The organism is Nostoc sp., from assembly GCF_036917775.1.
Classification (GTDB): domain Bacteria; phylum Cyanobacteriota; class Cyanobacteriia; order Cyanobacteriales; family Nostocaceae; genus Nostoc.
In genome coordinates this window covers 1-23,997 of record NZ_JBALEQ010000095.1, presented here as the reverse complement: position 1 = coordinate 23,997, position 23,997 = coordinate 1, and the positions used below count along the sequence as shown (strand labels likewise).

21 protein-coding genes and 2 pseudogenes are annotated in these 23,997 nt (G+C 42.2%); 7 read left to right on the top strand and 16 right to left on the bottom strand.

Features of this window, described 5'->3' with window-relative positions; genetic code table 11:
• The first annotated feature begins 359 nt into the window (after nucleotides 1-359).
• Nucleotides 360-971, top strand: coding sequence for an ATP-dependent Clp endopeptidase proteolytic subunit ClpP (gene clpP / locus V7K69_RS19250; RefSeq protein ID WP_190934978.1), 612 nt, complete (start codon nucleotides 360-362; stop codon nucleotides 969-971).
• Nucleotides 972-1,091: 120 nt separating this feature from the next.
• Here clpP and V7K69_RS19245 read toward each other — a convergent pair.
• Nucleotides 1,092-1,310, bottom strand: a pseudogene (locus tag V7K69_RS19245) (hypothetical protein); the annotation flags it as partial.
• 382 nt (nucleotides 1,311-1,692) lie between these two features.
• Nucleotides 1,693-2,577, bottom strand: a complete 885-nt coding sequence (locus V7K69_RS19240) for a hypothetical protein (protein WP_335037137.1) — start codon at nucleotides 2,575-2,577, stop codon at nucleotides 1,693-1,695.
• Nucleotides 2,578-3,543: 966 nt separating this feature from the next.
• Between V7K69_RS19240 and V7K69_RS19235 the strand changes: the two genes are divergently transcribed.
• The 3 genes from V7K69_RS19235 (at nucleotide 3,544) to V7K69_RS19225 (ending at nucleotide 7,531) form a co-directional block, all read left to right on the top strand.
• Nucleotides 3,544-5,898, top strand: a complete 2,355-nt coding sequence (locus V7K69_RS19235) for a ribonuclease R family protein (protein WP_335037135.1) — start codon at nucleotides 3,544-3,546, stop codon at nucleotides 5,896-5,898.
• Between the two features lie 17 nt (nucleotides 5,899-5,915).
• The gene (locus V7K69_RS19230; RefSeq protein WP_163927497.1) at nucleotides 5,916-6,536 is read left to right on the top strand and encodes a flavin prenyltransferase UbiX; all 621 of its coding nucleotides are present in this window, start codon (nucleotides 5,916-5,918) and stop codon (nucleotides 6,534-6,536) included.
• A gap of 296 nt (nucleotides 6,537-6,832) precedes the next feature.
• Complete coding sequence (locus V7K69_RS19225; protein ID WP_335037132.1) at nucleotides 6,833-7,531, top strand: LapA family protein; 699 nt, start codon at nucleotides 6,833-6,835, stop codon at nucleotides 7,529-7,531.
• Nucleotides 7,532-7,557: 26 nt separating this feature from the next.
• Here the strand turns inward: V7K69_RS19225 and V7K69_RS19220 are convergent, their stop codons facing one another.
• Entirely contained in the window at nucleotides 7,558-7,752 is a 195-nt protein-coding gene (locus V7K69_RS19220) for a hypothetical protein (RefSeq protein WP_114084331.1), read from the bottom strand.
• Between the two features lie 721 nt (nucleotides 7,753-8,473).
• On the opposite strand from V7K69_RS19220, the gene V7K69_RS19215 reads away from it, so the two are divergent.
• Entirely contained in the window at nucleotides 8,474-8,722 is a 249-nt protein-coding gene (locus tag V7K69_RS19215) for an O-methyltransferase (RefSeq protein WP_335037190.1), read from the top strand.
• Nucleotides 8,723-9,181: 459 nt separating this feature from the next.
• Here V7K69_RS19215 and V7K69_RS19210 read toward each other — a convergent pair whose 3' ends face one another.
• The 6 genes from V7K69_RS19210 to V7K69_RS19185 all read right to left on the bottom strand — a co-directional run bounded on the left by V7K69_RS19210 (nucleotide 9,182) and on the right by V7K69_RS19185 (nucleotide 15,816).
• Entirely contained in the window at nucleotides 9,182-10,270 is a 1,089-nt protein-coding gene (locus V7K69_RS19210) for a sensor histidine kinase (protein WP_335037130.1), read from the bottom strand.
• A gap of 5 nt (nucleotides 10,271-10,275) precedes the next feature.
• On the bottom strand, nucleotides 10,276-10,986 hold the full coding sequence (locus tag V7K69_RS19205; RefSeq protein ID WP_114084328.1) for a response regulator: 711 nt from the start codon (nucleotides 10,984-10,986) through the stop codon (nucleotides 10,276-10,278).
• Nucleotides 10,987-11,066: 80 nt separating this feature from the next.
• Entirely contained in the window at nucleotides 11,067-11,762 is a 696-nt protein-coding gene (locus V7K69_RS19200; RefSeq protein WP_335037127.1) for a LabA-like NYN domain-containing protein, read from the bottom strand.
• A gap of 560 nt (nucleotides 11,763-12,322) precedes the next feature.
• Nucleotides 12,323-13,402, bottom strand: coding sequence for a fatty acid desaturase (locus tag V7K69_RS19195; RefSeq protein WP_335037125.1), 1,080 nt, complete (start codon nucleotides 13,400-13,402; stop codon nucleotides 12,323-12,325).
• A 197-nt stretch (nucleotides 13,403-13,599) separates the two neighbouring features.
• Nucleotides 13,600-14,652 (bottom strand): fatty acid desaturase, encoded by a 1,053-nt coding sequence (locus V7K69_RS19190; protein WP_335037123.1) that lies wholly within the window; start codon nucleotides 14,650-14,652, stop codon nucleotides 13,600-13,602.
• Between the two features lie 342 nt (nucleotides 14,653-14,994).
• A complete protein-coding gene (locus tag V7K69_RS19185; protein ID WP_114084324.1) occupies nucleotides 14,995-15,816 on the bottom strand; it encodes an acyl-CoA desaturase in 822 nt (273 codons plus the stop codon).
• Nucleotides 15,817-15,906: 90 nt separating this feature from the next.
• Here V7K69_RS19185 and V7K69_RS19180 point away from each other — a divergent pair, with 90 nt between their 5' ends.
• The gene (locus tag V7K69_RS19180) at nucleotides 15,907-17,142 is read left to right on the top strand and encodes a methionine gamma-lyase family protein (protein WP_335037121.1); all 1,236 of its coding nucleotides are present in this window, start codon (nucleotides 15,907-15,909) and stop codon (nucleotides 17,140-17,142) included.
• A gap of 90 nt (nucleotides 17,143-17,232) precedes the next feature.
• Here the strand turns inward: V7K69_RS19180 and V7K69_RS19175 are convergent, their stop codons facing one another.
• The 7 genes and pseudogenes from V7K69_RS19175 to V7K69_RS19145 form a co-directional block, all read right to left on the bottom strand.
• On the bottom strand, nucleotides 17,233-18,426 hold the full coding sequence (locus V7K69_RS19175; RefSeq protein ID WP_335037119.1) for an NAD(P)H-quinone oxidoreductase subunit H: 1,194 nt from the start codon (nucleotides 18,424-18,426) through the stop codon (nucleotides 17,233-17,235).
• A gap of 187 nt (nucleotides 18,427-18,613) precedes the next feature.
• On the bottom strand, nucleotides 18,614-19,528 hold the full coding sequence (locus V7K69_RS19170) for an AraC family transcriptional regulator (protein WP_335037116.1): 915 nt from the start codon (nucleotides 19,526-19,528) through the stop codon (nucleotides 18,614-18,616).
• A gap of 209 nt (nucleotides 19,529-19,737) precedes the next feature.
• Entirely contained in the window at nucleotides 19,738-20,079 is a 342-nt protein-coding gene (locus V7K69_RS19165) for a cupin domain-containing protein (protein ID WP_185582195.1), read from the bottom strand.
• 158 nt (nucleotides 20,080-20,237) lie between these two features.
• Entirely contained in the window at nucleotides 20,238-20,627 is a 390-nt protein-coding gene (locus V7K69_RS19160; RefSeq protein ID WP_335037113.1) for a hypothetical protein, read from the bottom strand.
• 55 nt (nucleotides 20,628-20,682) lie between these two features.
• Nucleotides 20,683-20,925: pseudogene (locus V7K69_RS33010) on the bottom strand (zinc-binding dehydrogenase); the annotation flags it as partial.
• A 5-nt stretch (nucleotides 20,926-20,930) separates the two neighbouring features.
• Nucleotides 20,931-21,629 (bottom strand): SRPBCC family protein, encoded by a 699-nt coding sequence (locus tag V7K69_RS19150; RefSeq protein WP_335037110.1) that lies wholly within the window; start codon nucleotides 21,627-21,629, stop codon nucleotides 20,931-20,933.
• A gap of 111 nt (nucleotides 21,630-21,740) precedes the next feature.
• The gene (locus V7K69_RS19145) at nucleotides 21,741-22,838 is read right to left on the bottom strand and encodes a DJ-1/PfpI/YhbO family deglycase/protease (RefSeq protein ID WP_335037108.1); all 1,098 of its coding nucleotides are present in this window, start codon (nucleotides 22,836-22,838) and stop codon (nucleotides 21,741-21,743) included.
• A gap of 371 nt (nucleotides 22,839-23,209) precedes the next feature.
• On the opposite strand from V7K69_RS19145, the gene V7K69_RS19140 reads away from it, so the two are divergent.
• Complete coding sequence (locus V7K69_RS19140; protein WP_335037106.1) at nucleotides 23,210-23,608, top strand: DUF6335 family protein; 399 nt, start codon at nucleotides 23,210-23,212, stop codon at nucleotides 23,606-23,608.
• Nucleotides 23,609-23,997: the final 389 nt, after the last annotated feature.

Below are 23,997 nucleotides of genomic sequence, written 5' to 3'. Positions count from 1 at the left end.
ATTATCTTAGACACCTTTTGCGGCTAAAAAGTGCCCTTAGAGGTTGAAAAAGAGGCAACAAAGCAGGGAGCAGGGGGCAAGGGTCAGGGAGCAAGGGAAAATGTTGAAGCAGACAACAGAAGCAATTCATTTATGAGATTCGACCCCGGATGAATTGAAACCACTGAACGAAACTTCAGTATTCTTGTCTTAAAATCTTTCCCTGGTTGGTCGCGGTAGTGAACAGAGAGAAATTTTCCTCTTGCCTCATGCCTTCCTCAATAAAAATTTAAGTTATCTGCTTGAGAACAGTAGAGATAAACCCCAGTTTCGTGCTGTCACCGATAAAATGTATTTAAAGTAGCCACAAACACGCTTCCATGATTCCTATCGTTATTGAACAATCGGGTCGAGGTGAACGCGCCTTTGACATCTACTCACGGCTGTTACGTGAGCGCATCATCTTTTTGGGACAACAAGTTGACAACAACATTGCTAACTTGATTGTTGCCCAACTGCTGTATTTGGATGCTGAAGACCCGGAGAAGGACATATATATGTACATCAATTCTCCCGGTGGTTCGGTGACGGCTGGTATGGGCATTTTTGACACTATGAAACATATTCGCCCTGATGTCTGTACAATTTGTACCGGATTGGCGGCGAGTATGGGCGCTTTCCTTCTCAGCGCGGGTGCTAAGGGTAAGCGGATGAGTTTACCCCATTCTCGGATTATGATTCATCAACCTCTCGGTGGCGCTCAAGGACAAGCGACTGATATTGAAATTCAGGCGCGGGAAATTTTGTACCACAAGCAACGGCTAAATAACTATTTAGCTGAACATACAGGTCAACCAATTGAGCGCATTGCTGAAGATACTGAACGTGACTTCTTCATGTCACCAGAGGAAGCCAGGGAATACGGTTTGATTGACCAAGTGATTGACCGCCACGCTGCTGGTAGCCGTCCAGCTGTTGCTGCTGTGAATTAATAATCACGATTGGTAAATCACCATTTACCACTTTTAATTCCCTTAAACCTCAAAAATAACCCCTCTTCATAATCTGAAGAGGGGTTATTTGAATTAAAAACTTGATTTAGAAGTTGCAAATCAAAATCCTGCGCTTGGGTCTGGCTGAGATTGCAGGTATTTGAGAAATCCGTGTAATTCTTCTTCAGTTAGCAAAGTACGTCCCCGTTTACCGTAGGTTTTAATCAGATGCCCCCGTCCCTGTGCTGGTGTCCAGTTTAAACGCTGGATTTCGACATCTGTTTTAGCAATTACATCCGACAAATTCACGAGTTCAGCTTTCTTCTTTCTCTTTCCTGTCACTGACGGAGGGACTACATCCTCTTTCATCCAACATAATCGTTCGATTTCAGCATTAATTTCCCTCTCCTGTTGTGTCCAACATAACTGTTCGGTGTCAACATCAATTTTGGCAGTCACAACTTCATCTAACGGTTGAGATTCAAGATATTGAAGGAAGTCTAGTAATTCTACTTCTGTGAGTAAAGTACGCGATCGCTTACCATAACTTTTTTTGAGATGCTCTCGTCCCTGGTCTATTGTCCAGCCTAATCGCTGCATCTCAACATCTGTTTGAGCAATTACTTCAGCAAAATTAACAGGTTCCATAACTTCGTCACTCTTTTAACAGCCTGCATCATTTGTCATTTGTGATTGTTAAGGACAAATGACAAATGACAAATTAAAATCCCGCTATTGGGTCAGGCTGCGATTGAAGGTATTTAAGGAATCCGTGTAATTCTTCTTCAGTTAGCAAAGTACGCCCTCGTTTACCGTAGGTTTTAATCAGATGCTCCCGTCCCTGTTCTGGTGTCCAGTTTAAACGCTGAAGTTCGACATCTGTTTTTGCAATTACATCCGATAAATCCACGGGTTCAGCTTTCTTCTTTCTCTTCCCTGTCACTGATGGGGTAGGGACATCATCTTGAGGGCTGTAACTCCGAGGTGTAAATGGTGTGACATTATTAGCAGAAATTGCTGGAAAGGTTTGATTTTCTGGCTCGTTACTAAACGTTATTTCCAAGTTTTCAACTGGAGGATCAAATTCTAGCTCCCGGTTGGTAGTCACAGGAAAATTTTGACTTAAATCTTGGCTATAGTTATCGCTTGGTAAAGACGCAGCACTACTGTATTCGTACTGTTCGTTACTGGTTGTTACTACTTCTGGTTTGATGTTGCGGACTTTGGAAGGCGGTATAGATATTTCTTTGTCGCTAACCTCTGGCCATTGACTACCTACAAAATCCCCAGCTTTCGTAGAAGAATAAGTAGATTCACTCAATCCGCCTTTGGTATTCAAGGAGGGATTTAGCTGCGCTGGAGAAATTGAATTTGAGCTAAATTCCACTGATTCTGGTGGCGAATTTGTAATACCCAAAACCATCAACGCCCTAGTTCTGGCTTGGTCTTCTGCTACTTCTACTGTTTCTGCTGCTGCCATACCCGTCGCACGGGTTACGCCTTCAACTTGCACGCTTGCCCGGACAATATATTTTCCTTGAAAAATTTGCACTAATTCAGAAGTCAGACTGCCCTTGGGATACAAGCTCTGGAATTGAGCCAACATAATACTACTACCAATCTAAATCTTTTGGGGACTTGGGATTGGAGACTGGGACAGGGGAAAGAATTATTTTAATCCTCATCCCTAATACCCAATCCCCAGTCCCTTTTAATGCTTTGTCTAGTGTCCCAATTGTAGCAGTAGCTGTTTTTTGACGAAATTTTTGGCTGGTGCTAACTTATCTGGGTAGTCTTGCCTGCAATGCTATACTGATTACCCAACTAGATATCTAGAACTATTTTCTGGAAGTGCGCTCTAAATCTACAATAATGGAGATAAGGTTCGCCCTCACTGCTTATTAAGCTGCTCACCTAATTGTTACCGATTCTACATGTGGGAAAATTGGGTTCACCGGCAGTTCCTCCTAGTTAAAAATCAGATTCTAATGGCGTAAAATTACCTTCACTCTAGACAATCAAACACCTGTAGTTTCCACGCTACTTGCTCCACTTGAGGAAACCCCAAGACCTTTAGGGTGATGCCTCCGGCACGCCAAGGGCGAACGGCAGTCCTCCAGACGCTCGATGACTCGCTAAAACGGGAACCGCTAAGACGGGGGCTGCCTCACCGCAGTGGCTCCCCTGCATAGCGCTTTTGGGCAGTATGGATTCTCTAAACCCAACTTCTCAAAAACCCGTCGCGTAATTCACTAGCGGGGCTAAATTGTAAAATCAGGCGTGCAATCTTAAGTTTGGTTAGGTGAAGGGAATTGAACGCAGGCGAATTCTGAGAGCATCGTGCAGTGAGAAGTTCGTAGATGCCCAGAGTTGTCCGTGGGTAGGCTTCCTTTGCTCGGAACTGCCGGAGTAGTTTCCCACTCTTGTTAGGTTGGGTTTCCTTTCCTTAGAACTTAGGAAGCCTTGCCTCTGGGCAATTCGTTTCCAGCTTGTTTCTGTAAGCCGTGAGGGTATACAGGAATGAACCAGATTAAACAACAAATAATGTTTTGACCAAAGGTCGGTTCACTGCATGGAATTTTCAATCGCTACACTCCTTGCCAATTTCACCGATGATAAATTGGTAGCTCGGAAGGTTTTAGAAAAGAAACTTGGCTGTGAAGATGAAAAAAGTTTACAAAAACTTCACATTGCCTTAGATGTTCTTGAAAAAATCGGTATTTTGGTCAAAGAACGGGGCAAATACCGTCGTGTTTCAGAAGAGGGAATAATCGAGGCAAAACTCCGTTGTTCTAGTAAAGGCTTTTGCTTTGCTATTCAAGATGTGGAAGGAGCCGAGGATATTTACATCCGCGAAAGTCATTTAAGTAATGCTTGGAATGGCGATCGCGTTTTGGTGAGAGTTCTCAAAGAAGGCAGTCGCCGTCGCTCTCCCGAAGGGGAGGTGAAGCTAATTCTCGAACGTTCCAACCACACGTTACTGGCACGAATTAAGCAGGTGGAAACTGGTTTTCGGGCTGTGCCTTTAGATGATCGATTGCTGTTTGAACTCAAGATTCAAGCCAACGAGGTAAAGTTGGAAGAGGCGATCGACCACCTAGTTCATGTGGAAGTTTTGCGTTACCCGTTAGCACAATATCCTCCCCTTGGTCGAGTGGTACAAATCCTCGGTAGCGATGCCGAAGCTGCTGCTGATATAGATTTAGTTACGTGCAAACACGACCTTTCCCGGACTTTTCCCGATCATGTTCTCGAAGCAGCCGCCAAGTTACCCAAAAAGCTACTCAAAGCAGACCTAAAAAATCGCTTGGATTTGCGTAATTTGTTTACTCTCACCATTGAAGGGGTAAATGGTGACACCAAAGTTATAGAAAACGCTTTTAGTTTAGAAAAAAACTTAGCCGGAAATTGGCTTTTGGGCGTTCATATCACTGATGTTTCTCACTATGTCCAACCTGATGAAGCCCTAGATAGAGAAGCACTCAAACGGGGTAAATCAGTGTATCTGGGAGAATTAGTACTGCCAATTTTGCCCTCAGTTGTGGCAGAACGCTGTTCTTTAATACCTGGGAGCGATCGCTTAACTATCTCTTTTTTAATTACCATTGATCCCCAATCTGGAGAAGTGTTGGAGTGGGAAATTCAACCTAGTGTAATTAACGTCGAAACTGCACTAAGTACTGAAGTTGCCCAAGCAATTCTCACAGGTGAAGCTCACAATCAATCTCCACAGGTCGTCCAAGTAGTGCAAGACCTCCAAGCCTTGCAAACAGGCGTGAAGCAGGTACGGTTGAATCGTGGTAGCCTCCAGTTGAATCTGCCGCCCAGCCAAAACGCCTATTATGATGAGGGGATTCTCGGCGCTGTGGTGGTGAATGATTTACCAGTGCGATCGCTACTCACGGAGTTGGTACTGTTAGTTAATCAACTGATCGCAACTCACTTAAATGCTCTTGGTGTTCCGGCTATCTGGCGAGTCCAAGGCACGCCCGATGTTGAAGATGTTCAGGAAATGCTGAAATTAGCAGTCAATTTAGGCGTTGACCTCACATTAGATCCAGAAGTCGATATCCAACCCCTAGATTATCAACATTTAACGACAGCTTTTGCCGAATCTCCCTCTGAGCAAGTTCTTACTTACTTATTGCAAGATACCCTTAAGCCCTCGGCGTACAGCACCACCAAAGGATCTCACTTTGGTTTGGCACTACCGCAATATGTCCACTTTAGTGCCCCATTGCGGCGTTACCCAGATTTGCTGATGCAGCGAGTGTATTACGCGCTACTCGAAAACGGACGCGATCGCCGCAATACCCGTGTCAGAGAACGCGTTAACCTGCGCCACTCCTCCAGCCACGAGGAAATTAACTGGAACGTTTTACCCCCAGAATTGCAACAAGAATTGCAAAGCGATTTGACTAGGGTAATTGTCCAAATCAACGACCGAGAAAAAGAAGTCCAAGAAGCTGAAGCTGATTTAGCCGGACTGCAAAAAGCCCAACTGATGAAGCAACGCATCGGCCAGGTATTTCAAGGCGTGATTACTGGCGTTCAATCCTACGGTTTCTTTGTGGAAATTGAAGTACCAGCAGCCGAGGTAGAGTCCAGCAGTAATCCTGGTGTGCCTTTGCGAGTAGAGGGATTGGTACACGTCAGTTCTCTCAAAGATGATTGGTATGAATATCGCGCTAGACAACAAGCACTGTTTGGTCGCAAAAATCGCGCTTCTTACAGATTAGGCGATCGCGTCGCCGTCCAAGTTAAGAGTGTCGATTACTACCGTCAACAAATTGATTTGGTAACTGTTGGCAGCGATGGTCTAGCTAAAGGGATAACTGGGAATGGTTCCAATGATGAGCTTTCAGACCTGTATTTACCAAATGATATAGAGCCTGATGACCTAGATCCTTACTCTGAAGATGAGTAAAATCCACCAAACTTTACGTGTCAAATAATACTAAACCTCTCATTTTGGGCGTATCGGGCGCATCTGGTCTGATTTACGCTGTTCGCGCCATCAAATTTTTGCTAGAAGCGGATTATAGTATTGAATTGGTTGCCTCTAAATCTACTTACATGGTTTGGCAATCAGAACAGGAAATTCGGATGCCACCAGAACCAATTCAACAAGAACAATTTTGGCGAGAGCAAGCTGGAGTTGCCCTTTCGGGTAAACTCCGTTGCCATCCTTGGGGTGATGTTGGAGCTGGGATTGCCAGTGGTTCCTTTGCCACTCTGGGGATGATAATTATTCCATGCAGCATGAGTACAGTAGCAAAGCTAGCGGTTGGCTTGAGTTCTGATTTACTAGAACGGGCAGCAGATGTCCAACTCAAAGAAGGGCGAAAACTGGTCATTGTCCCTCGTGAAACGCCTTTTAGCCTCATCCACCTGCGTAACTTAACCTCTTTAGCTGAAGTTGGAGTTAGAATTGTCCCCGCTATTCCCGCCTGGTACCATAATCCCCAAACCATCGAGGATTTAGTTGATTTTGTAGTTGCCCGTGCTTTAGATCAACTAGATATTGACTGCATCCCAATTCAAAGGTGGGAAGGTCGCCGCTAACGCCCCTGTAGACTCATCAGAAATTTCACAATAGCCCTAAAAGGGTAATGATAGAGATGGCTGATAGTGTCAGTAGTTAGTGAACAGTAATTAGTGAAGAGTAATCAGACTGATAACTGACCACTGACCAAAGAGGCAGGGGAATAGGGAGCAGGGGGCAAAGGGAGAAAGATTCTGAAATTCCCTGCTCCATTAGGGTCTCAGAGCGAATAAATTTATTTATGGGGTTTTCCCCCTGCTCCCTGCCCCCTTTCCTCTTCAGTGACCACTGACAATTGACAATTGACAAAATTGCTATGGCTGTAATTCGCTTAATTCTATTGGTGGCGGTACTGGGAGGACTAACGCTGTTGTTAGTTCAAAATTGGTCGCCTGTCCTATCGCTAGTATTTTTGGGCGTGCAAACTCAACCATTACCACTAGCGATATGGATTTTGTTCAGTACTACCGCAGGTGCTTTCACATCTATATTGATTGCTACCTTATTTAACTTATCCAATTATTTTGTGGCAGGGCAACGTCAAACTCCTGACCGCCGAAGTACAACTTCGCCTCGTGCAAAGGCAAACCAAAGAGAAGAATCTACATCTCGTACCACTCCTCCACCACCAGCTAGTAAAAAAGAAGAGCCTACTAGTGATGAATTTGATGATTGGGAGACAAATGGCAGTAGAAATGATGATTGGAACTTTGATGAAAAGTCCGAGGAAGCGCCTACCCCTAATCCTCAAGCTCAACCTGCTAGAGACTCGAAAATCTACGAACGTCAATCAGAAGCCAAAAGCAGTTCTCAGTCTGGTTCAGTTTACTCCTACAGCTACCGTGAGCCTAAAAATACGGCTGTGGGAAAAACCGAATCCGTTTATGATGCCGATTACCGAGTCATCATTCCCCCTTATCAGCCACCCACTACTAATCAAGCGGATGACGATGATTGGGAATTTTTTGATGATGATGAGGATTTTGAGGATGATGATAAACGCTCCCGGCGGTGAGACATAAGACATAGTAGGTTAAGTCTCTACTTGATGCCACAGCGCTCTCTAGACTCCTGCTTGACCTTACCAGTCATGGCAGCTTCCTGCAAAGCCATGAAAGCATTTAAATCTTCCAAGTCATACGGGGTAGTCAACAGTTGTCGTAGTTGATTTTCAGCTTCCACTGTCAAATAGCCAGTTGCTAAAGCTTTTTGTACAACGTCACGAATTCGATTCATAGTTGACGCCTCATTCATCCTATATTTATTCATTCAGGCTTATTGGGGTGAAATATGCAGTAGTTTTTGTGTCGAAACTTCTTTTTTACAAAGCTTTTTTGGGCGATCGCAGGATACAAGTCATTATTTACACCTTTTTCGTAAACATTTAATTGAGTAGGACTTGTTATAACTAGATTTTTAGACTAACTATACCGTGCTATTAGAAACACAGTATTTTGTATACTTAAAATTATGCACCAGAGTGAAAATTCGGATTATTTATATAGACAGAAATTATTTGGATAAAGTTTCAAACAAGCTATGTTAATTTTTTCATTAAGGAAAGTGATCTATATACGGCAATTACCAGGTTAGATCAGGAAAATTACTACATTTTTGAGAAATTTATCGTTGATTGTTTATAGTAATTTCACTGAAGAATGGTTAATTTATTGCTAAGTTACTTTAAATACATTAATAAATAGACTTGAGAATAAAGAGAAGCGGTTAGAAAAGAACATTTAAAGAATTAAGGTTTAAAAACTAACATAGTAGAATCTCTTTAGGGATTAAAACGGGTTTTATAATCATTAAAGTTAAAGTAAGAAGTGTTACTAATTGCAATTGAGCAAAATCTCTATTAGGGCTTAAAACAAAACCCTACTGCTTTCAGGAAGCGGTAGGGAAAAGCATTGCAATTGATTAGAATCCCTATTAGGGATTTTATGCTTTCTATACTCTGAATGAATGGCTGATTAGGGGCTTCCCATTTGACCTGATCTTCATTGATGCCGACAAGCCAAACAATCCCCATTATTTCAAATGGGCGCTCAAGCTTTCCCGTCTCGGCAGCTTGAGCGTTGCCGATAATGTCGTGCGTAACGGAGCAGTAATTGATGCTACCAGCAGCGATCCTAGCCTTCAGGGTGTGCGTCGCTTTAACGAATTGCTTGCCTCTGAGCCACGCATCAGCGCTACGGCAATCTAGACCGTGGGCAAGCAAAGGATACGACGGCTTTGCGATCGCAATGGTCAACTAGAAAATAGCAAAAGATTCTTATGTGGTCAGTCTTAGGAACGATTTTGAGGGAACAGGTAGGCGATCGCAGCGTAACCCGAAACACTTAGTAAACTAACCAAAAAAGCAGCTAAAAAAAAAGTAGACATATAGAATTCTACCCAAATGCCAAATTAACGTTATATTCCACACAATTCCAAAATCTCGACACCCATCAAAAAAACTAGATTTTGGTTAGATACTTTCAAATTAGCAATTGGGTATGACACGGCCGTGACTAACCTGTGTCAATGCCTTGTAAGTAGAACAGGTGGGAAAAACCAAACTATGTTAATAAAAGAAAAGTGGACTAAAACCCCCTTTCTTCCTGCCTGAACCTGATGATAAATATTCACACCGACTTACTTATGTCAAGGGTTTTGACTTAACTTAAGCCAAAGGCAGAAAAAACCGAAACGTACTGCCAACTCCCAACTCGCTTTCTACCTGAATCTGACCGCCTTGTAGTTCAATCAAACGATAGGAAATAGTTAAACCAATACCAGTACCACCCGAATGGCGATCGCGCGATTGGTCGGCTCGCCAGAAACGCTCAAACACATGAGGCAAATTTTCTGGAGCGATACCAATACCTGTATCTACAACTGCAATCGAAAGTTGAGATGCTTCAATCCCAACACGAATAATAATTGAACCTTCGTTAGTGTAACGCACCGCATTACCAAGCAAATTAACTAACACCTGTTCTGTACGATCAATATCCGCCAATACAAGAGGTAGCACAGATGGACATTGTAAGAGCAGAACTGGCCCATCTTCCAACAATTGATCGGTGAATTTCTCCACTAACGACTCTAATAACGGACGCAGATTTACCCGTTGTATATTAATTGGCAAATAACCAGCTTCTGCCTTAGACAATTCTTGTAAATCGTTCACCAGGCGCTCTAAGCGCCTAGTTTCTTTAGCTAAACGCCGATAAATTTCAGGAGACGCTTCAATTTCCCCATCAGCCAGTTCTTCCAAGTAACCACGCACAACTGTTAACGGTGTCCGTAATTCATGGGTCATGTCTCCAATTACCTCTCGCCGCCGCGCTTCCACCCCTTCCAAACTGGCTGCCATCCGATTGAAACTAGCACCCAGTCCATTCAGTTCTGGAATATCAGACATAGGTAGTCTTGCATCCATCTGACCAGCAGCAAATTTCTGGGTGATTTGTTCCATCTCGGTCAAGCGCTGCATAATCCGTCTGGAAACCCAGTAACTCAATCCTCCAGCGGCGGTAGTGCCGACTAAAACTGACCAAAGAGTGCTTCGCTGCCAAGCAAGCTCAAATCCTGCAACCAATTCAGTACGGACATCAATTAAGTCGAACCCCTGATTTTCTAATCGTTCTAAATGCAGTACAAATAAACGAGGGGAAGAGATTTTGCTGATGCTCACTAGACTACCTACCCCCACGATCATCACTACTAAGTGGGAGAAAAATAGGCGCGTTCTCAGCCCCATTTTCATAATATTTACGCTACCGGAGGATCTTCAAATTTATAGCCCACTCCAACAACAGTTTTAATAAAAGTAGGACTTGCCGAATCAGGCTCAATCTTTTTTCGCAACCTAGCTACATGAGTATCAACCACTCGTTCATCGCCGAAAAAGTTATCTCCCCAAAGTTTATCAATTAGTTGAGTGCGATTCCAAACTCGACCAGGATTACTAACAAAAGTAGTTAGCAAGTTAAATTCTAGGGTAGTTAAGTCCAAAATTTCCGGTTGCTGAGAATTCATCTGACGGCTGGCAGTGCGCTGGTCTACATCGACGATAAAGTGTTGAGTACGATTGACTTGATTTTGTCCCCCTTGGCGAAGGCTACGCCGCAATAGTGCCCGCACCCTAGCTACCAACTCTCTGGGGCTAAAGGGTTTGACCATGTAATCATCAGCACCCGTAGACAGACCAATCACGCGATCAATTTCCTCACCCTTAGCTGTGAGCATCAAAATGTAAGGATCTTTTGTACCCGGTTTCTGGCGAATTCTGGCGCAAACTTCCAACCCATCCAAACCAGGAATCATTAAATCTAGAATGATTAAATCAGGTGGTTGCTCCTGAAACATTCGTAAAGCATTTATTCCATCGCGGCTAATGCGACAAAAAAATCCTTCTTTTTCTAAAGATAATTGGATTAAATGAGCAATTTCTGGTTCATCTTCAACTATTAAAATATCCATTTCAATTAATCACAAAACTGTGAGCAGACAAGGGGTAAAATCCCCTTGTTACAAAATAGATAAACTTCCACCAGAGTCTATTAAAGGTTTGAATTTGACGGTGTGCGATAACTATAGCCAAGATTAGAATCTTTTTGAATGTGTGCTTTAATACTATCTATGTCAATGAAGCAGTCAGCAACATCAATCAAGCTTTCACTAGTAGTAGTTTGTAGACTCACCACTTCCACCCGAACCCCCATTCTGCTGACAGCGTTCACCGCATAAGCTAAGTCTCCATCGCCACTGACTAACACCGCAGTATCATAATAAGGAGCTAAAGTTATCATATCTACAGCAATTTCTACGTTCAGATTTGATTTTTTGAAATTCTCTGCTGGTTGCATAATATCTTTAGCGACAACACGATAGCCATTACGACGCATCCACAATAAAAAACCCTGTTGCTTTTCATTGCTGATATCAACTCCAGTATAAAAGAAAGCCCGCAACAGTCTTGAACCATTGGTTAAATGACAAAGTAATTTAACGTAGTCAATTTCGATGCCGAGTTGTAAAGCTGTATGAAATAGGTTTAAGCCATCAATAAAAATAGCAACTCGACCACGATTCAAGCTATTGACAATTGAACTATCAGATGTAGTATCTTGTATTTTAGGCTCTTTACTTTTGACCGTAGTATCGCTTAAATTTTGCCCTTGCCAATGTGGTTTAGTTTTGAGTACTTTAGGTTCCTTAAATTCATTTCTTTGTTTGCTAAAATTAGTTATAATCATTGATACCTCTGATTTTAAAGATGGAAAAAGTTTTGTGTAAATTGTCTATACTATAGTCTGTGCTAATTTATAACCCTAGCAGGTAATGGTCTTAAATCACTACATACAGATAAAGTTAAATGGTGCTAAAGCAGATTCAAAGTAGACATCCAAAGTTTTTTCAGTGTTGTTAGGGTTAGTTTGATAATATATTGCTTCTGTCCACAGATATGTTAGTCTTTACCCACCAAGACAGCAAGAGTCTGGAGAAAATAAATCTTACTACCAGGTTAGGGCAAAAATCCGCAAACATCATCTATCTATTTTTATTTTAACTCTGAGTTTTAATAACATTACAGCAAGAAGTTGAAAGTTATAGCAATCTCAGGACACTCAAATACTGGCAGACTAATAATGTAATATGCGATGCCTGCGGTGGGCTAGGCCAACGCACTTCAAAAGGTAGGTTTGTTTAAGGTATTTGGATAATCTTTAAAAGACAATTTTTATCTAAATGAGGGAGGCTGATGGAAATACAAGATTCCGACTTCTTGAAAGAAAAGAAGTCGGATATTTGAGTTTTAGTCCTTAGCCAACTTATTATTAGATGTGTAGTAAACCTTACTACCAGTATCAGGTACAAAATGACAGCTGATACATGAATTCCATAATGATTTCCAAATTGGTTCTTCCGATTTGTGGAAATACTCACCCATCACTGGTTTGATTGCCTCAGTTGCCTTCAGCAAATTGTAGTGAGGGATGTTAAGGAATATATGATGAGCAACATGAGTACCGATATCGTGATGGATATGATTAACCAAACCATAATCACGGTCAATGCTAGAAATTGCACCTTTTAGGAAAGTCCAATCTTCTCCACGATACCAAGGAAGCTCTGGCTCAGTGTGGTGCAAGAATGTCACCAAATCTAGCCAAACTATAAATACAAGGTAGGGGACAGCGTAATATTTCAGCAACCACATCCAACCCCATTGGTAGGTGAGGAAACCCAGTAAACCTATCATTCCAATCAAAAGGACAGTGCTAGTAATAACATCCCATTTTTCCGATGGTTTGAAAAGCGAACTCCCGGGCAAAAAGTGGGAGCCTTCTTTATTAGGAGAACGCTTAAACAAATACACAGGATAGGCTAATAGAAAAACATAATATCTGCCTATTTTTTGTGCTAAAGGCATCTCCTTATATTGTGATTCGCTTACTGGATACCAGCTTTCATCGTTATCGATATTGCCAGTATTTTTGTGATGGGTTCTGTGGCTAATCCGCCAACCATGATAAGGAACAAGTATTGGTGTGTGAGAAAGATGTCCAATCAAATCATTGAGCCATTTATGCTTAGAAAAAGATTGGTGTCCGCAGTCATGACCGACTACAAACAAAGCCCAAAACATTGTTCCTTGCATTAGCCAGAAAATCGGAAAGAAAAGCCAAGAATCCAGGTAAGAAGCAACTGCATAAAGCAGACCGATAATCAGGATGTCACGAAAAAAGTAAAAAAGTGATTTTTTCACATTGGGCTGAAAGCATTCAGCAGGAATTGCCGCTTTTAAATCCCCAAGTGTGAAAGGTAATTGAGTAGTATCCTCAGACTTTTCAGAGCCTAGAGGACTGTTGAACGTGATAATGTTTGATGGCACTGGATTCTTTTGATTGGATATAAATTAGAACTTTGATTAGAATGCCCACGATCTTAGCGATCGCTAACACACAAGAGGGATAATTTCTGGCAATTTATCTAAAATTTTATTCAGTAAACAATTGCCAGATTTTATTAAAACACAGCATGATAATCGCTCTCGTTGGTTCAAGAGCGTGAGTGTAATCACAGGGCTATTTATTGCTCTGTATAATGTTCGTTAAAAGTCTTATAACCAACGTCAGTTGTGTACAGTTGACACTCGTCTGTAATCTGCTTCATTAAAGACCAAGAAAACTTACACTCATCATGCAGATAAGGCTCCCAATTTTCTTTGATGCTGCTGTAAGCTAGCCGCAAATTATAAGAAGGAATCGCAGTAGAAATATGATGAGGGACATGAACATTGATATCGTGGCACAGGATTTCTACCCAACGCGGATAATCGCAATGAATAGTTCCAGATAACTGTGCTAAAGCTTCGTTCCACTTGTCAGCTGTCGCAAAAGGAACGTCTGCGGCAGTATGGTGAACAATCGTAAAAGTACTCATCCAAAAATGGTAAACCATCCAGGGTACTAGCCAGAACTTGACAAATCCCCAGATACCAGTTGTAGCGATCAGAAGAGGAAAAGCGATCGCAGCAAACACAACTACTACAGCCACAGAAAGCTTGATACTCGATTGGTCTTTAGTTTTGAAGTTCCGCCAATCAAAATGCACCACAGCCCAATGTCCAATGGAACCTACCCACCAGAGGCGTTTACGCATGAACAACTTAAAAGCAGACTGCCGGGTTTTATCCCAATTTTCAAACACTTCTGGTCTGATTGGATGCCAGGCGTTGTCCTCATCCAGCTTGTTGGTATGAGCATGGTGATAATTGTGTTTAATCCGCCAACTGTGAAAGGGGTAAATCAACGGCATCATAAAGAAATGCCCCACCAAATCATTTACCCAACGACGTTTGGCAAAAGACCTGTGTCCACAATCATGGCCAATTACGAAAAAACCTGTTAAAGCAGTGCCCGTAAAAATCCAAGCTAGGGGCAACAGAAACCAAGGAGTGATAATCAGGCTGTAATAGCCCAAGGCAACTGCCAATACACTGAGTATTACTTGTGTCCAAGCTTTGCGACGGTTCTGCTGAAAACATTCCCGTGGCAGGGTTTTGACAATATCTTTGAGCCGTAAGTCGGAATTACTAGGCTCGTCACTTAGTTTTTGGCTGTTAATTATTGATGTAGTCATGAACACCTGAAAAACAACAAACTCCTCCACCAAGTCACAAAAAAGTAACTTGCCGCAAAAATTCTTCACATTAGCGCTTCGGATTATAGCAACCTAACAGATACAAGCGCACCCGTAAATAGACTTTTGAAAAGTTAGTAATTAGGAGTGATGAGTTAGAAGTTTAGATTCTCAACTCACGCCGGATGTGAATTAGAAATGCTTCTTGTGCCATAAGGATTTCTGTGTCTAACTAAAATCGGGGTTTGAGAAACCGACGGCAAAATAAAAATTCTCAAGCCTGATTCACATTTAACGTAATTCCTAACTCCTGTAGAGACGCGATTAATCGCGTCTCTACTCCTAACTACTTTTTGCTGGGGCCAACTTTACATTAGTAGCCAGACCAACCGCCTGTAGCAATTGAACAGTCATCCAGGTTAAATCGATTTCCCACCATTCCAGCCCATGACGAGCTGAGTATTGAAAGGCATGGTGGTTATTATGCCAGCCTTCACCAAAAACTAGTACCGCTACCCACCAGCAATTAGTTGATTTATCACCAGAATCATAGCTCTGATAGCCAAACTTATGAGTAGCGCTGTTTACCAACCAAGTGCAGTGGTAAACCCAGACAATGCGAACAAAAATTCCCCAGATAACGAAAGGCCAGCCACCTAGGAGCAAAAGTAATACACCTAGAGCAACCTGGATCAAAATGAAATATTTTTCTAAAAACTGATAAACTGGGTCTTCTGCAATATCTTTGGTGAAGCGAGGAACATCAGCGTGAGCTGGACAATAATGAGTCAGCCAACCCATGTGGCTCCACCAGAAGCCTTTATTAGAATCATGGGGATCGGTGTCAGTATCAGAGTTTAAATGATGAATTCGATGTGTCCCGATCCACTCAATTGGGCCTCCTTGACAGGAGAGTGTCCCGAAAAAAACCAGGAGATACTCTAGCCACTTGGGAGTTTGAAAACTGCGGTGGGTGACAAGGCGGTGAAATCCTAGAGTAACGCCTAAACCGCCAGTCACCCAGTACAGCAAGAAACCCACACCAACTGCTGTCCAGCTAAAGTTACCAGGAACAAAAGCAAATAAAGCGCCGATGTGTAGTCCAATGAAAAACAGGGTATTAACCCAGTTAATTTTAGGTTTGGTTGAGGTAGCAATTGTCATGCGATAACCTGAATTTGAATTTTCCCGCCTAGTATGTGCGATCTTAAAATCCGCATATTTATAATTTAATTTTTTTTGAACGAGGAACTGATGAACAGCTTAGAACAGCTGCGGCAAGCAGAACAGGCACTATTAGAAATTTTTTCTGGAATTGACACTCAGGTCAAGCATAATCTAAAACGAGTGCTGGATGCTTTTCGTAATCACCGTGTGGGCGCACACCACTTTGCTGGTGTAAGTGGTTATGGTCATGATGATTTAGGACGAGAAACTTTAGATAAAGTTTTTGCTGAAGTCATGGGCGCTGAAGCTGCCGCCGTGCGGGTGCAGTTCGTTTCGGGAACTCATGCGATCGCCTGTGCTTTGTTTGGTGTTCTCCGTCCTGGAGATGAAATGTTAGCAGTGGTCGGTTCTCCCTACGATACACTTGAAGAAGTCATTGGTTTACGGGGTAAAGGTCAAGGCTCCCTTATCGAGTTTGGCATAAATTACCGCCAATTGGAGCTAACCAAAGAAGGAACTATTGATTGGCAAGCTTTAAGTAGTAATGTGACTGAAAACACTCGTTTAGTGTTAATTCAGCGCTCATGTGGCTATTCTTGGCGGCCTAGTTTATTAATTGCCGATATTGAAAAAATTGTCCACTTAGTCAAACAACAGAATCCGAACACTGTTTGCTTTGTGGATAACTGCTACGGCGAATTTATTGAAACAAAGGAACCTACAGCCGTAGGTGCTGATTTAATGGCGGGATCACTGATTAAAAATCCTGGGGGAACCATTGTCAGCGCTGGTGGTTATGTTGCTGGTCGTGCTGACTTAGTTGAGGCATCCGCCTGTCGCCTCACGGCTCCCGGTATTGGTAGTTATGGTGGTGCTACTTTTGACCAAAATCGTTTATTATTTCAAGGCTTATTTCTAGCGCCGCAAATGGTCGGAGAGGCAATGAAAGGCACTTATCTGACTGGTTATGTATTTGACAAACTTGGTTATCCAGTCAATCCCGCTCCCCTTGCTCCTCGTGGTGATGTGATCCAGGCGATTAAACTTGGCTCTGCCGAAAAGCTAATTGCTTTCTGTAAAGCTATACAACAGCATTCTCCCATCGGTTCTTACTTAGATCCTATTCCAGATGAAATGCCGGGGTATGAGAGCAAGGTAGTCATGGCTGGGGGGACATTTATTGAAGGGAGTACTTTGGAATTATCAGCTGATGGGCCTTTGCGTGAACCCTATGTGGTTTATTGCCAGGGGGGGACTCATTGGACTCATGTAGCGATCGCACTAGAAGCTGCGATTAATGCAATAGGAAATGCTGGTGATTGATTACAGCATATATTCCGCAGGGCATCAGGTTTATTGAGAAATTAGTCAAAGGTGATGCCTACGGCTGGCTACGCCTACCCATTTGCTATACTACCGATCTACTGATCCCATAATGATATCGATACTACCCAGTACTACAACTAGATCGGCAACCTTCACGCCGCGTAAGATTTCGGGTAATACCTGCAAGTTATTGAAATCGGCGGGACGAATTTTCCATCGCCAGGGGAATATGTGATCATCGCCAATTAGATAGATTCCCAATTCACCTTTACCACTTTCTACACGAGCGTAAATTTCCCCCTTGGGAATCTTAAAGGTGGGGGCAACTTTTTTGGCGATGTACTGGTAATCAAAGCCATCCCACTCAGATTTTTTCCCGGCTGCCATGCGCTTGGCTTCCAGATTCTCAAAAGCACCGCCGGGAAGTCCTTTGAGAGCTTGGCAAATAATCTTCACCGATTCGCGCATTTCCCGAATTCTGACCAGGTAACGAGCATAACAATCACCAGCAGTATCCCACTGCACCTCCCAGTCGAAATCGTCGTAACATTCATAATGGTCTACTTTCCGCAAATCCCATTTCACACCCGAAGCGCGTAACATCGGGCCAGAAAGCCCCCAGTTGATGGCTTCTTCACGAGCGATCGCCCCAATGCCTTGAACACGACGGCGAAAAATGGGATTATTGGTAATCAAGCGCTCATACTCGTCTACTTTAGGAAAAAAGTAATCGCAGAAATCCTCGCACTTGTCTACCCAGCCATAAGGCAAATCTGCCGCCACGCCGCCAATGCGAAAATAGTTATTGTTCACCATCCGATAACCTGTAGCGGCTTCCCACAAGTCATAAATCAATTCTCGTTCTCGGAAGATGTAGAAAAAGGGAGTTCCAGCACCCGTATCAAGTAAGAATGGGCCCAACCAAAGCAGGTGATTAGCAATCCGGTTCAATTCCAGCATGATGACACGGATATAGCTAGCACGTTTTGGGACAGTAATATCAGCCAATTTTTCTGGGGCATTAACTGTAACCGCTTCGTTAAACATCCCTGCTGCATAGTCCCACCGACTAACATAGGGCACATACATGACATTGCTGCGGTTCTCAGCAATTTTTTCCATACCTCTATGCAAATAGCCAAGGACTGGCTCACAATCGACGACATCTTCACCATCCAGGGTGACAATCAATCTAAAACACCCATGCATAGAGGGATGGTGAGGGCCCATGTTGAGCAGCATGGGTTCAGTTCTAGTTTCAATCCTTCTGCCGACGGTCATAATTAAATATTTCCCCTTTATCAAACAAAGATTGAAAATGAGTGACAATGCTTCGCTTTCATTAGGAATGGTTTGAATAAGAATTCTGAATTCTGGATTCTGACTTTTGACTTGCGGTACTAGCCTCCATTATTGAAATAAAATGGATTCTAGTCTTGTAGATTCGTCCGATTTTTGGACATTTTTCCTATTTTTTATATTTTTGTTCCAGCATTTTAGGTGTAACTCCCATGAGACGCTTAAAGTGGCGATTGAGATGGCTTTGATCGACAAAACCAACTTGACTAGCAATCTCTGCAATGGAAAATTCTCTTTGAAGCAACAACTGTTTAGCTTTTTCAATCCGACAGCGAATAATATATTGATGTGGAGTTGCACCGGTAGATTGTTTAAACAGTTGCGAAAAGTAATGAGAACTCATTTGGACAAGGGCTGCAAGCTCCTTTAAACTTAAGTCTTGGGCAAGATAAGTATTTATATAGTCAATCACTTGCTGCAACTTGTGTTTCGGTAGACCGCCCGAATATTCCCGTAATACAAGTTGCTGTGTACAGTAGTGCTGCAATAGATGAACCATTAGGGCATTTGCCATTGCTTCTGCATATAGCCGACTACCTGCACCATAATTTTCTAGAGTAGATTTAAGAGCTAGCCCAATTTGGTAAACCAATGGATCGGGTGTGGCAAAGTGTGGTAAAAGTTCAATGCGATCGGGATCAACTGATTCATAAATTGCATGAGCGAAAACAGTTGGTTCAAATCCCAGAAGAATCACACCACCTGCTGTATCCCAACAGGCACGATGTCCCGTGTAAGCAGGGGCGACAACAATATTACCCTGAATTACTTGCTCACTTTGAAAGCGACCATCCAGCCTCCGTTCTGCCTGAATTGGTGTTGGCACTTCGGTAAAAATAGCAATACCATGCTGTTTAGACAAAACCTCTGGAGTCTCGCCAGCCACCTGCCAGTCGTAAGCAAGATAGACATTATTCCAGTTTGCACTCAAACTCGTAAGAAGTGGCAACTGCGAAAAAATTCGTTTATACCCATCTTCCTTTTCTTTGGAGAAGTCAACAGATAAGGATTTCGTTTCTAGCATCGCTCTTACTACTTTCACGTTCCTAATCTATCAAACTACCAAATGAGTACTACCTAGCTGATGTATGTTCATCAAAAATCCCCCCAATCTTCTTTTGCAAGGAGAATTGGGGGAATCAAGTCTTATTCAGATGTGAATGCAACTCTATGCTAATGATTAGCCAGTGATAGTTTTTGTACGCTCAATCAAAGAGGTGCGCTCGAAACAATTTAATTTTCATCTCGTCCGTGAACTTGAGCGGGTGGACTGGTTGCTTCAACAGCAGTAAATGCTTCTAGGATTTTGTAAGTGTGGCTGGCTCCTTTTGGTACTACCCAAGAACTCCCAGGCTCTAGTAAAATTGTTTGCCCTTCAATATGCAATTCTGCACGACCAGTAATTACATAACCAACAGTTTCATATTCCCGTGCTGTAGGCTCTTTAGGTTCGTTCGGTTCCTCATTTTCCCATAGGCGCATGGAAATGGTTTTGCCAGATGCAAGATATTTCTGACCAAGTTCACCTTTAGGGGAATGGCTAGAGTCTACTTTAATAACGGTTGTATCAGACATATTTTTTGCCTCTTTATATTAGGTATTGGGTATTGGGGATTAGGTATTAGACATTGGAAAACTCTTTTCTATTCCCTATTCCCTATTCCCCATTCCCCACTACGGTTTGAGTACCACTTTGATCAAAATTTCTTAACCATCTAGCTGCTACCTCTCAGTTAGTTGCTAGAAGGAGTGCGATAATAACCTTCTCTACTTTTACTTAATGATGAAGTTTCATCTCCGGTTTTGTTTATAGTAGGATCAAAAAACTCTTTTGTTGCTTCAGGAGGTTTTTCATCCAAGTTTAACTTTTCGCGGATATTATCAACAGTGCTTTTGATTGGGTTTTGTGATTTTTGGGTATTATTGATTTGGGTATCATTTCTAATTTCACTTTGCTCATTTGGTGTTCCTTTGTAATAAGTACCCTCTGGAGTTTTAACGTCAGCCAGTGCTATGTTAGTGTAGCTAAAAGCCTGACCCAGTAAGAACATAAATCCTACGAGAAAAACTACAACGATTTGGGAAATACGAATATTCCGCAGCCATGAAATTACTCGATTCATAAAAAACCTCAATTGCATTATGTTGGGTGTACAACTCAAAATACTGAATGACTATTCACCATTCAGGTTTAAGAATAACTTTGATATAGTTATCCTTTTTTTGTTGAAAAATCTGATGGTATTCTATACCAACAGCATCGATGCAAGCATCGGGGCCATAGCCACCAGTTATCTGTTTCAACACTTCGCCAGCATTAACTTATTCCTAGTTAATCACTTCTGCTTTGGCAAACTTTTTCGCCATTTTCAGGCGTTTGGGAAAGCGATCGCTATTAATCGCTTTTGCGGCGCTAATCATCGCCACTACTTGCGTCCAGTTGCTTGACCTTCGGTGGTGGCAATTTCGTCTGCTTCCATTAACATTTTGAAGCGGCGTAATTCATCACCAATTTGCTGTTCTGGTTCTTCACCAAAAAGTTTAGCTACGGTAGCTGTCAACGCTCCACCTGGTGGGTTATACTCCAAAACAACCTTGACTTCCGTGCCGCGATCGCCTGGTGCTTTTTTAAAGCGAACAAAACCAGAATTATCAACGTCTGCACCTTCTACAGAAGCCCAAGAAATAAACTCATTTTCCCGGTCTTCGAGAATATCTGCATCCCATTCTACGGTATTATCCAAGGGTGCATTGGCAATCCAGTGAGAACGTTTTTCGTTATGCACCTTTACAGATTTGAGATGCTTCATAAATGTAGGCAGATTCTCAAAATTGTGCCAAAAGCGATACAATTCTTCTGCCGATTTATTGATAGTTACCGTCTTTTCAACTTTAATGGGTTGGTTTAGACCTATTGCTTCCTGTGCTTTCTGGATTGTGCTTTGCTTGGTTGCACCTTGATAAAGCAAACCACCACCTGCTAAAGCCGTCAGCGCTCCCCGCAATGAACCTTGTCTTAAACCCATCAGCACCATGGCACCGCCACCGATAAGGGATGCCCAACGCTCTACTTCACTAGCTTCTGGCTGGTTTGTACTTGATTTATCCCCTGATGTTGAAGTCACTTTTTATATCTCCATTCCTGTAAATTACCTGTAGAGGCGCGAATACCCTCTTTTTTCTATCTGTGGGTTATTTGCGCCTCTGCGGTAGCCGTCTACGTTCAAAAGCCCTACCTACATTGATACAGCTGCCCCTGTAGTCGGCTTAGGAGCCTGAATTTGAGTACCTATCCGCGCCCGATACAGTTCTACTAACTGCTGTTCGTATTTCAATAAATCCTGGTAAATTTCTTTGAAAATAGCAGTTGCTACTGGGTCGGTGAACATTGCAGACAAATTGCCAATATCGCCGATACCAGTTTGCACATCACCTAAAGCAGAACGTAACTGATATATGTCATCACTTCCGGTCAAGACAGTTTTCACCTTGGCATACTGATTAGCAATATTTGCTCCTAAAGAGGGTTTTTCGCCCAATAGCTGAAGATAAGTTTCCAGTTTTTGAATGTGGCGCTGTTTATTAGCAATTATTTCTTGAAAAACTGAGTTAACTTCGTTATCTGATTCCTTTTGCAAGTAGTTTTCAAATGCTTCTAGCGAATAACGTTCACCAGCAAGGGCATTATTTAAACCTTTGGTGATCTCACCTTTAGTTGAGCCACCCCAAGCATCAGCCAGCTTCCACCATTCAGCATTTGTGTCTTTTTCATTTGGTAAAGCAGCATCTTTGCCACCATAACCCAAACGGCTTAATATTGCTGTGGTGAAAATTGGTAAGTCTCCCGGTTCACGGGATGTAATCAAATTTCCGTCAACTACCACTGGCTCATCTAAATAATTTGCGCCAGCGTTAATCATATCCTTGGCAATAGCAATAAAACCAGTGGCTTGTTTACCTTTGAGTAAGTCGCCTTCAATCAAAAGTTGTGGGCCGTGGCATACCGAAGCAACTAATTTTCCTTGTTGTATGGCATCTTGAACAAAACGTACTGTGTTAGGGTTTCGCCGCATTCTGTCGGGAGCCATACCGCCAGGAATTATCACTGCGTTGAATTCGGCTGCGATCGCTTCTGTGGTAGTACCATCAGCTTGTATGCTAAGTTTGCCGCGTTTACCCTTATATTTTTCATTCATTCTGGAACCAAGGACTACCACCTCTATTCCAGCTTGTTTTAATCCATTATAAGGAACTGTAAATTCTGCATCCTCTACTGCCTGTTCAATGAGGATGGCAACTTTTTTCTTACTGGAATGATTGTTATGGTCAGTCATAAGATATTATTACCTGTTTATTTCTAGTTTTTAACTAGCTACAATATTCATCAATTTCTACAGTTAAAAATCCTAGAGGATTAACTGTATATAATAAACACCCAAAACTTGATTTTTTCTAACAAAAATAGCTATGAGTTAATAAGTTTGCTACTGAATAATTTCGGTTTTACAACTCTTAACTCATAACTAAAATCTTCAACTACAAGTTGCTTGACCATGATTTCATATTTCCAATAGTATGGTGCGATCGCTAGTTTAGCTTCGTACCAAGGGGATAGATTCTTTTATTTCTAAAGCTATACATCTCTAGTAAGATAACTTCGTAACCAGAAAACGTTATTGTGAGAATGCAGAAAAAGGCTAGTATCATGGCAGAAAAAAATCATAATGACGAAATTCAAACCAATGATTTGCCACAGGAAATTACCGAATCCTATGGTACTGGTGTAAAAGAGTTGCCAGGATACAATCTTGGTGGACGTTCAATCAAAGCAGAAAGAGACGAGTATACAGAAACTAGTCCTGAACTCACCGGTGGTGATGTTGATGCTTATTGGCAAGATGCAGATGCAGTTGGGGATGAAGCTGTTGGTGGTAGTACTTCCACTCCCGATAAAAATGTAACAGAGGAGCTAGAAGCAGCAGTAGGGCTAGAAATGGCTGATTCTGAGTTTCTCCATACCAACGATATTTTAGAAGATCGTGATGGCGATCGCTGGGAGTTAGATCCAAAGTCTTCTGAAGATTATCAAGAGCGGGGAAAATAAGCTTCATAAAACCAGAAGCCGTATTCCTACTGTGAATTCACAAATTTGATCTGGCTAAATTGGACAGTGCCTTTCTAAGCACTGTCACACCAAAACTAATCATCTATCTATCGAAATATTTCCTGAAAGTCTCTCAATTTGGCAGCATTGAAACTGCCAAATTTTTAGTTTGCCCTTCCCAAGCATTATTTTAGGTTTTGATATAGCAATCCACTTTGATTTATGTTCGTGCAACGTGGCGTAGACATTTATTTGAGTTGTATTGAATTTTTTCAGAAATCAAATATGAGTTTTATAGTAACCGTTCACACGATAAGAAACGCTACAGTCAAAAATGGGTTACTGAGGTGGTAGATTAAGAGGCATGGATGAAAACTGCCTCGCCTACG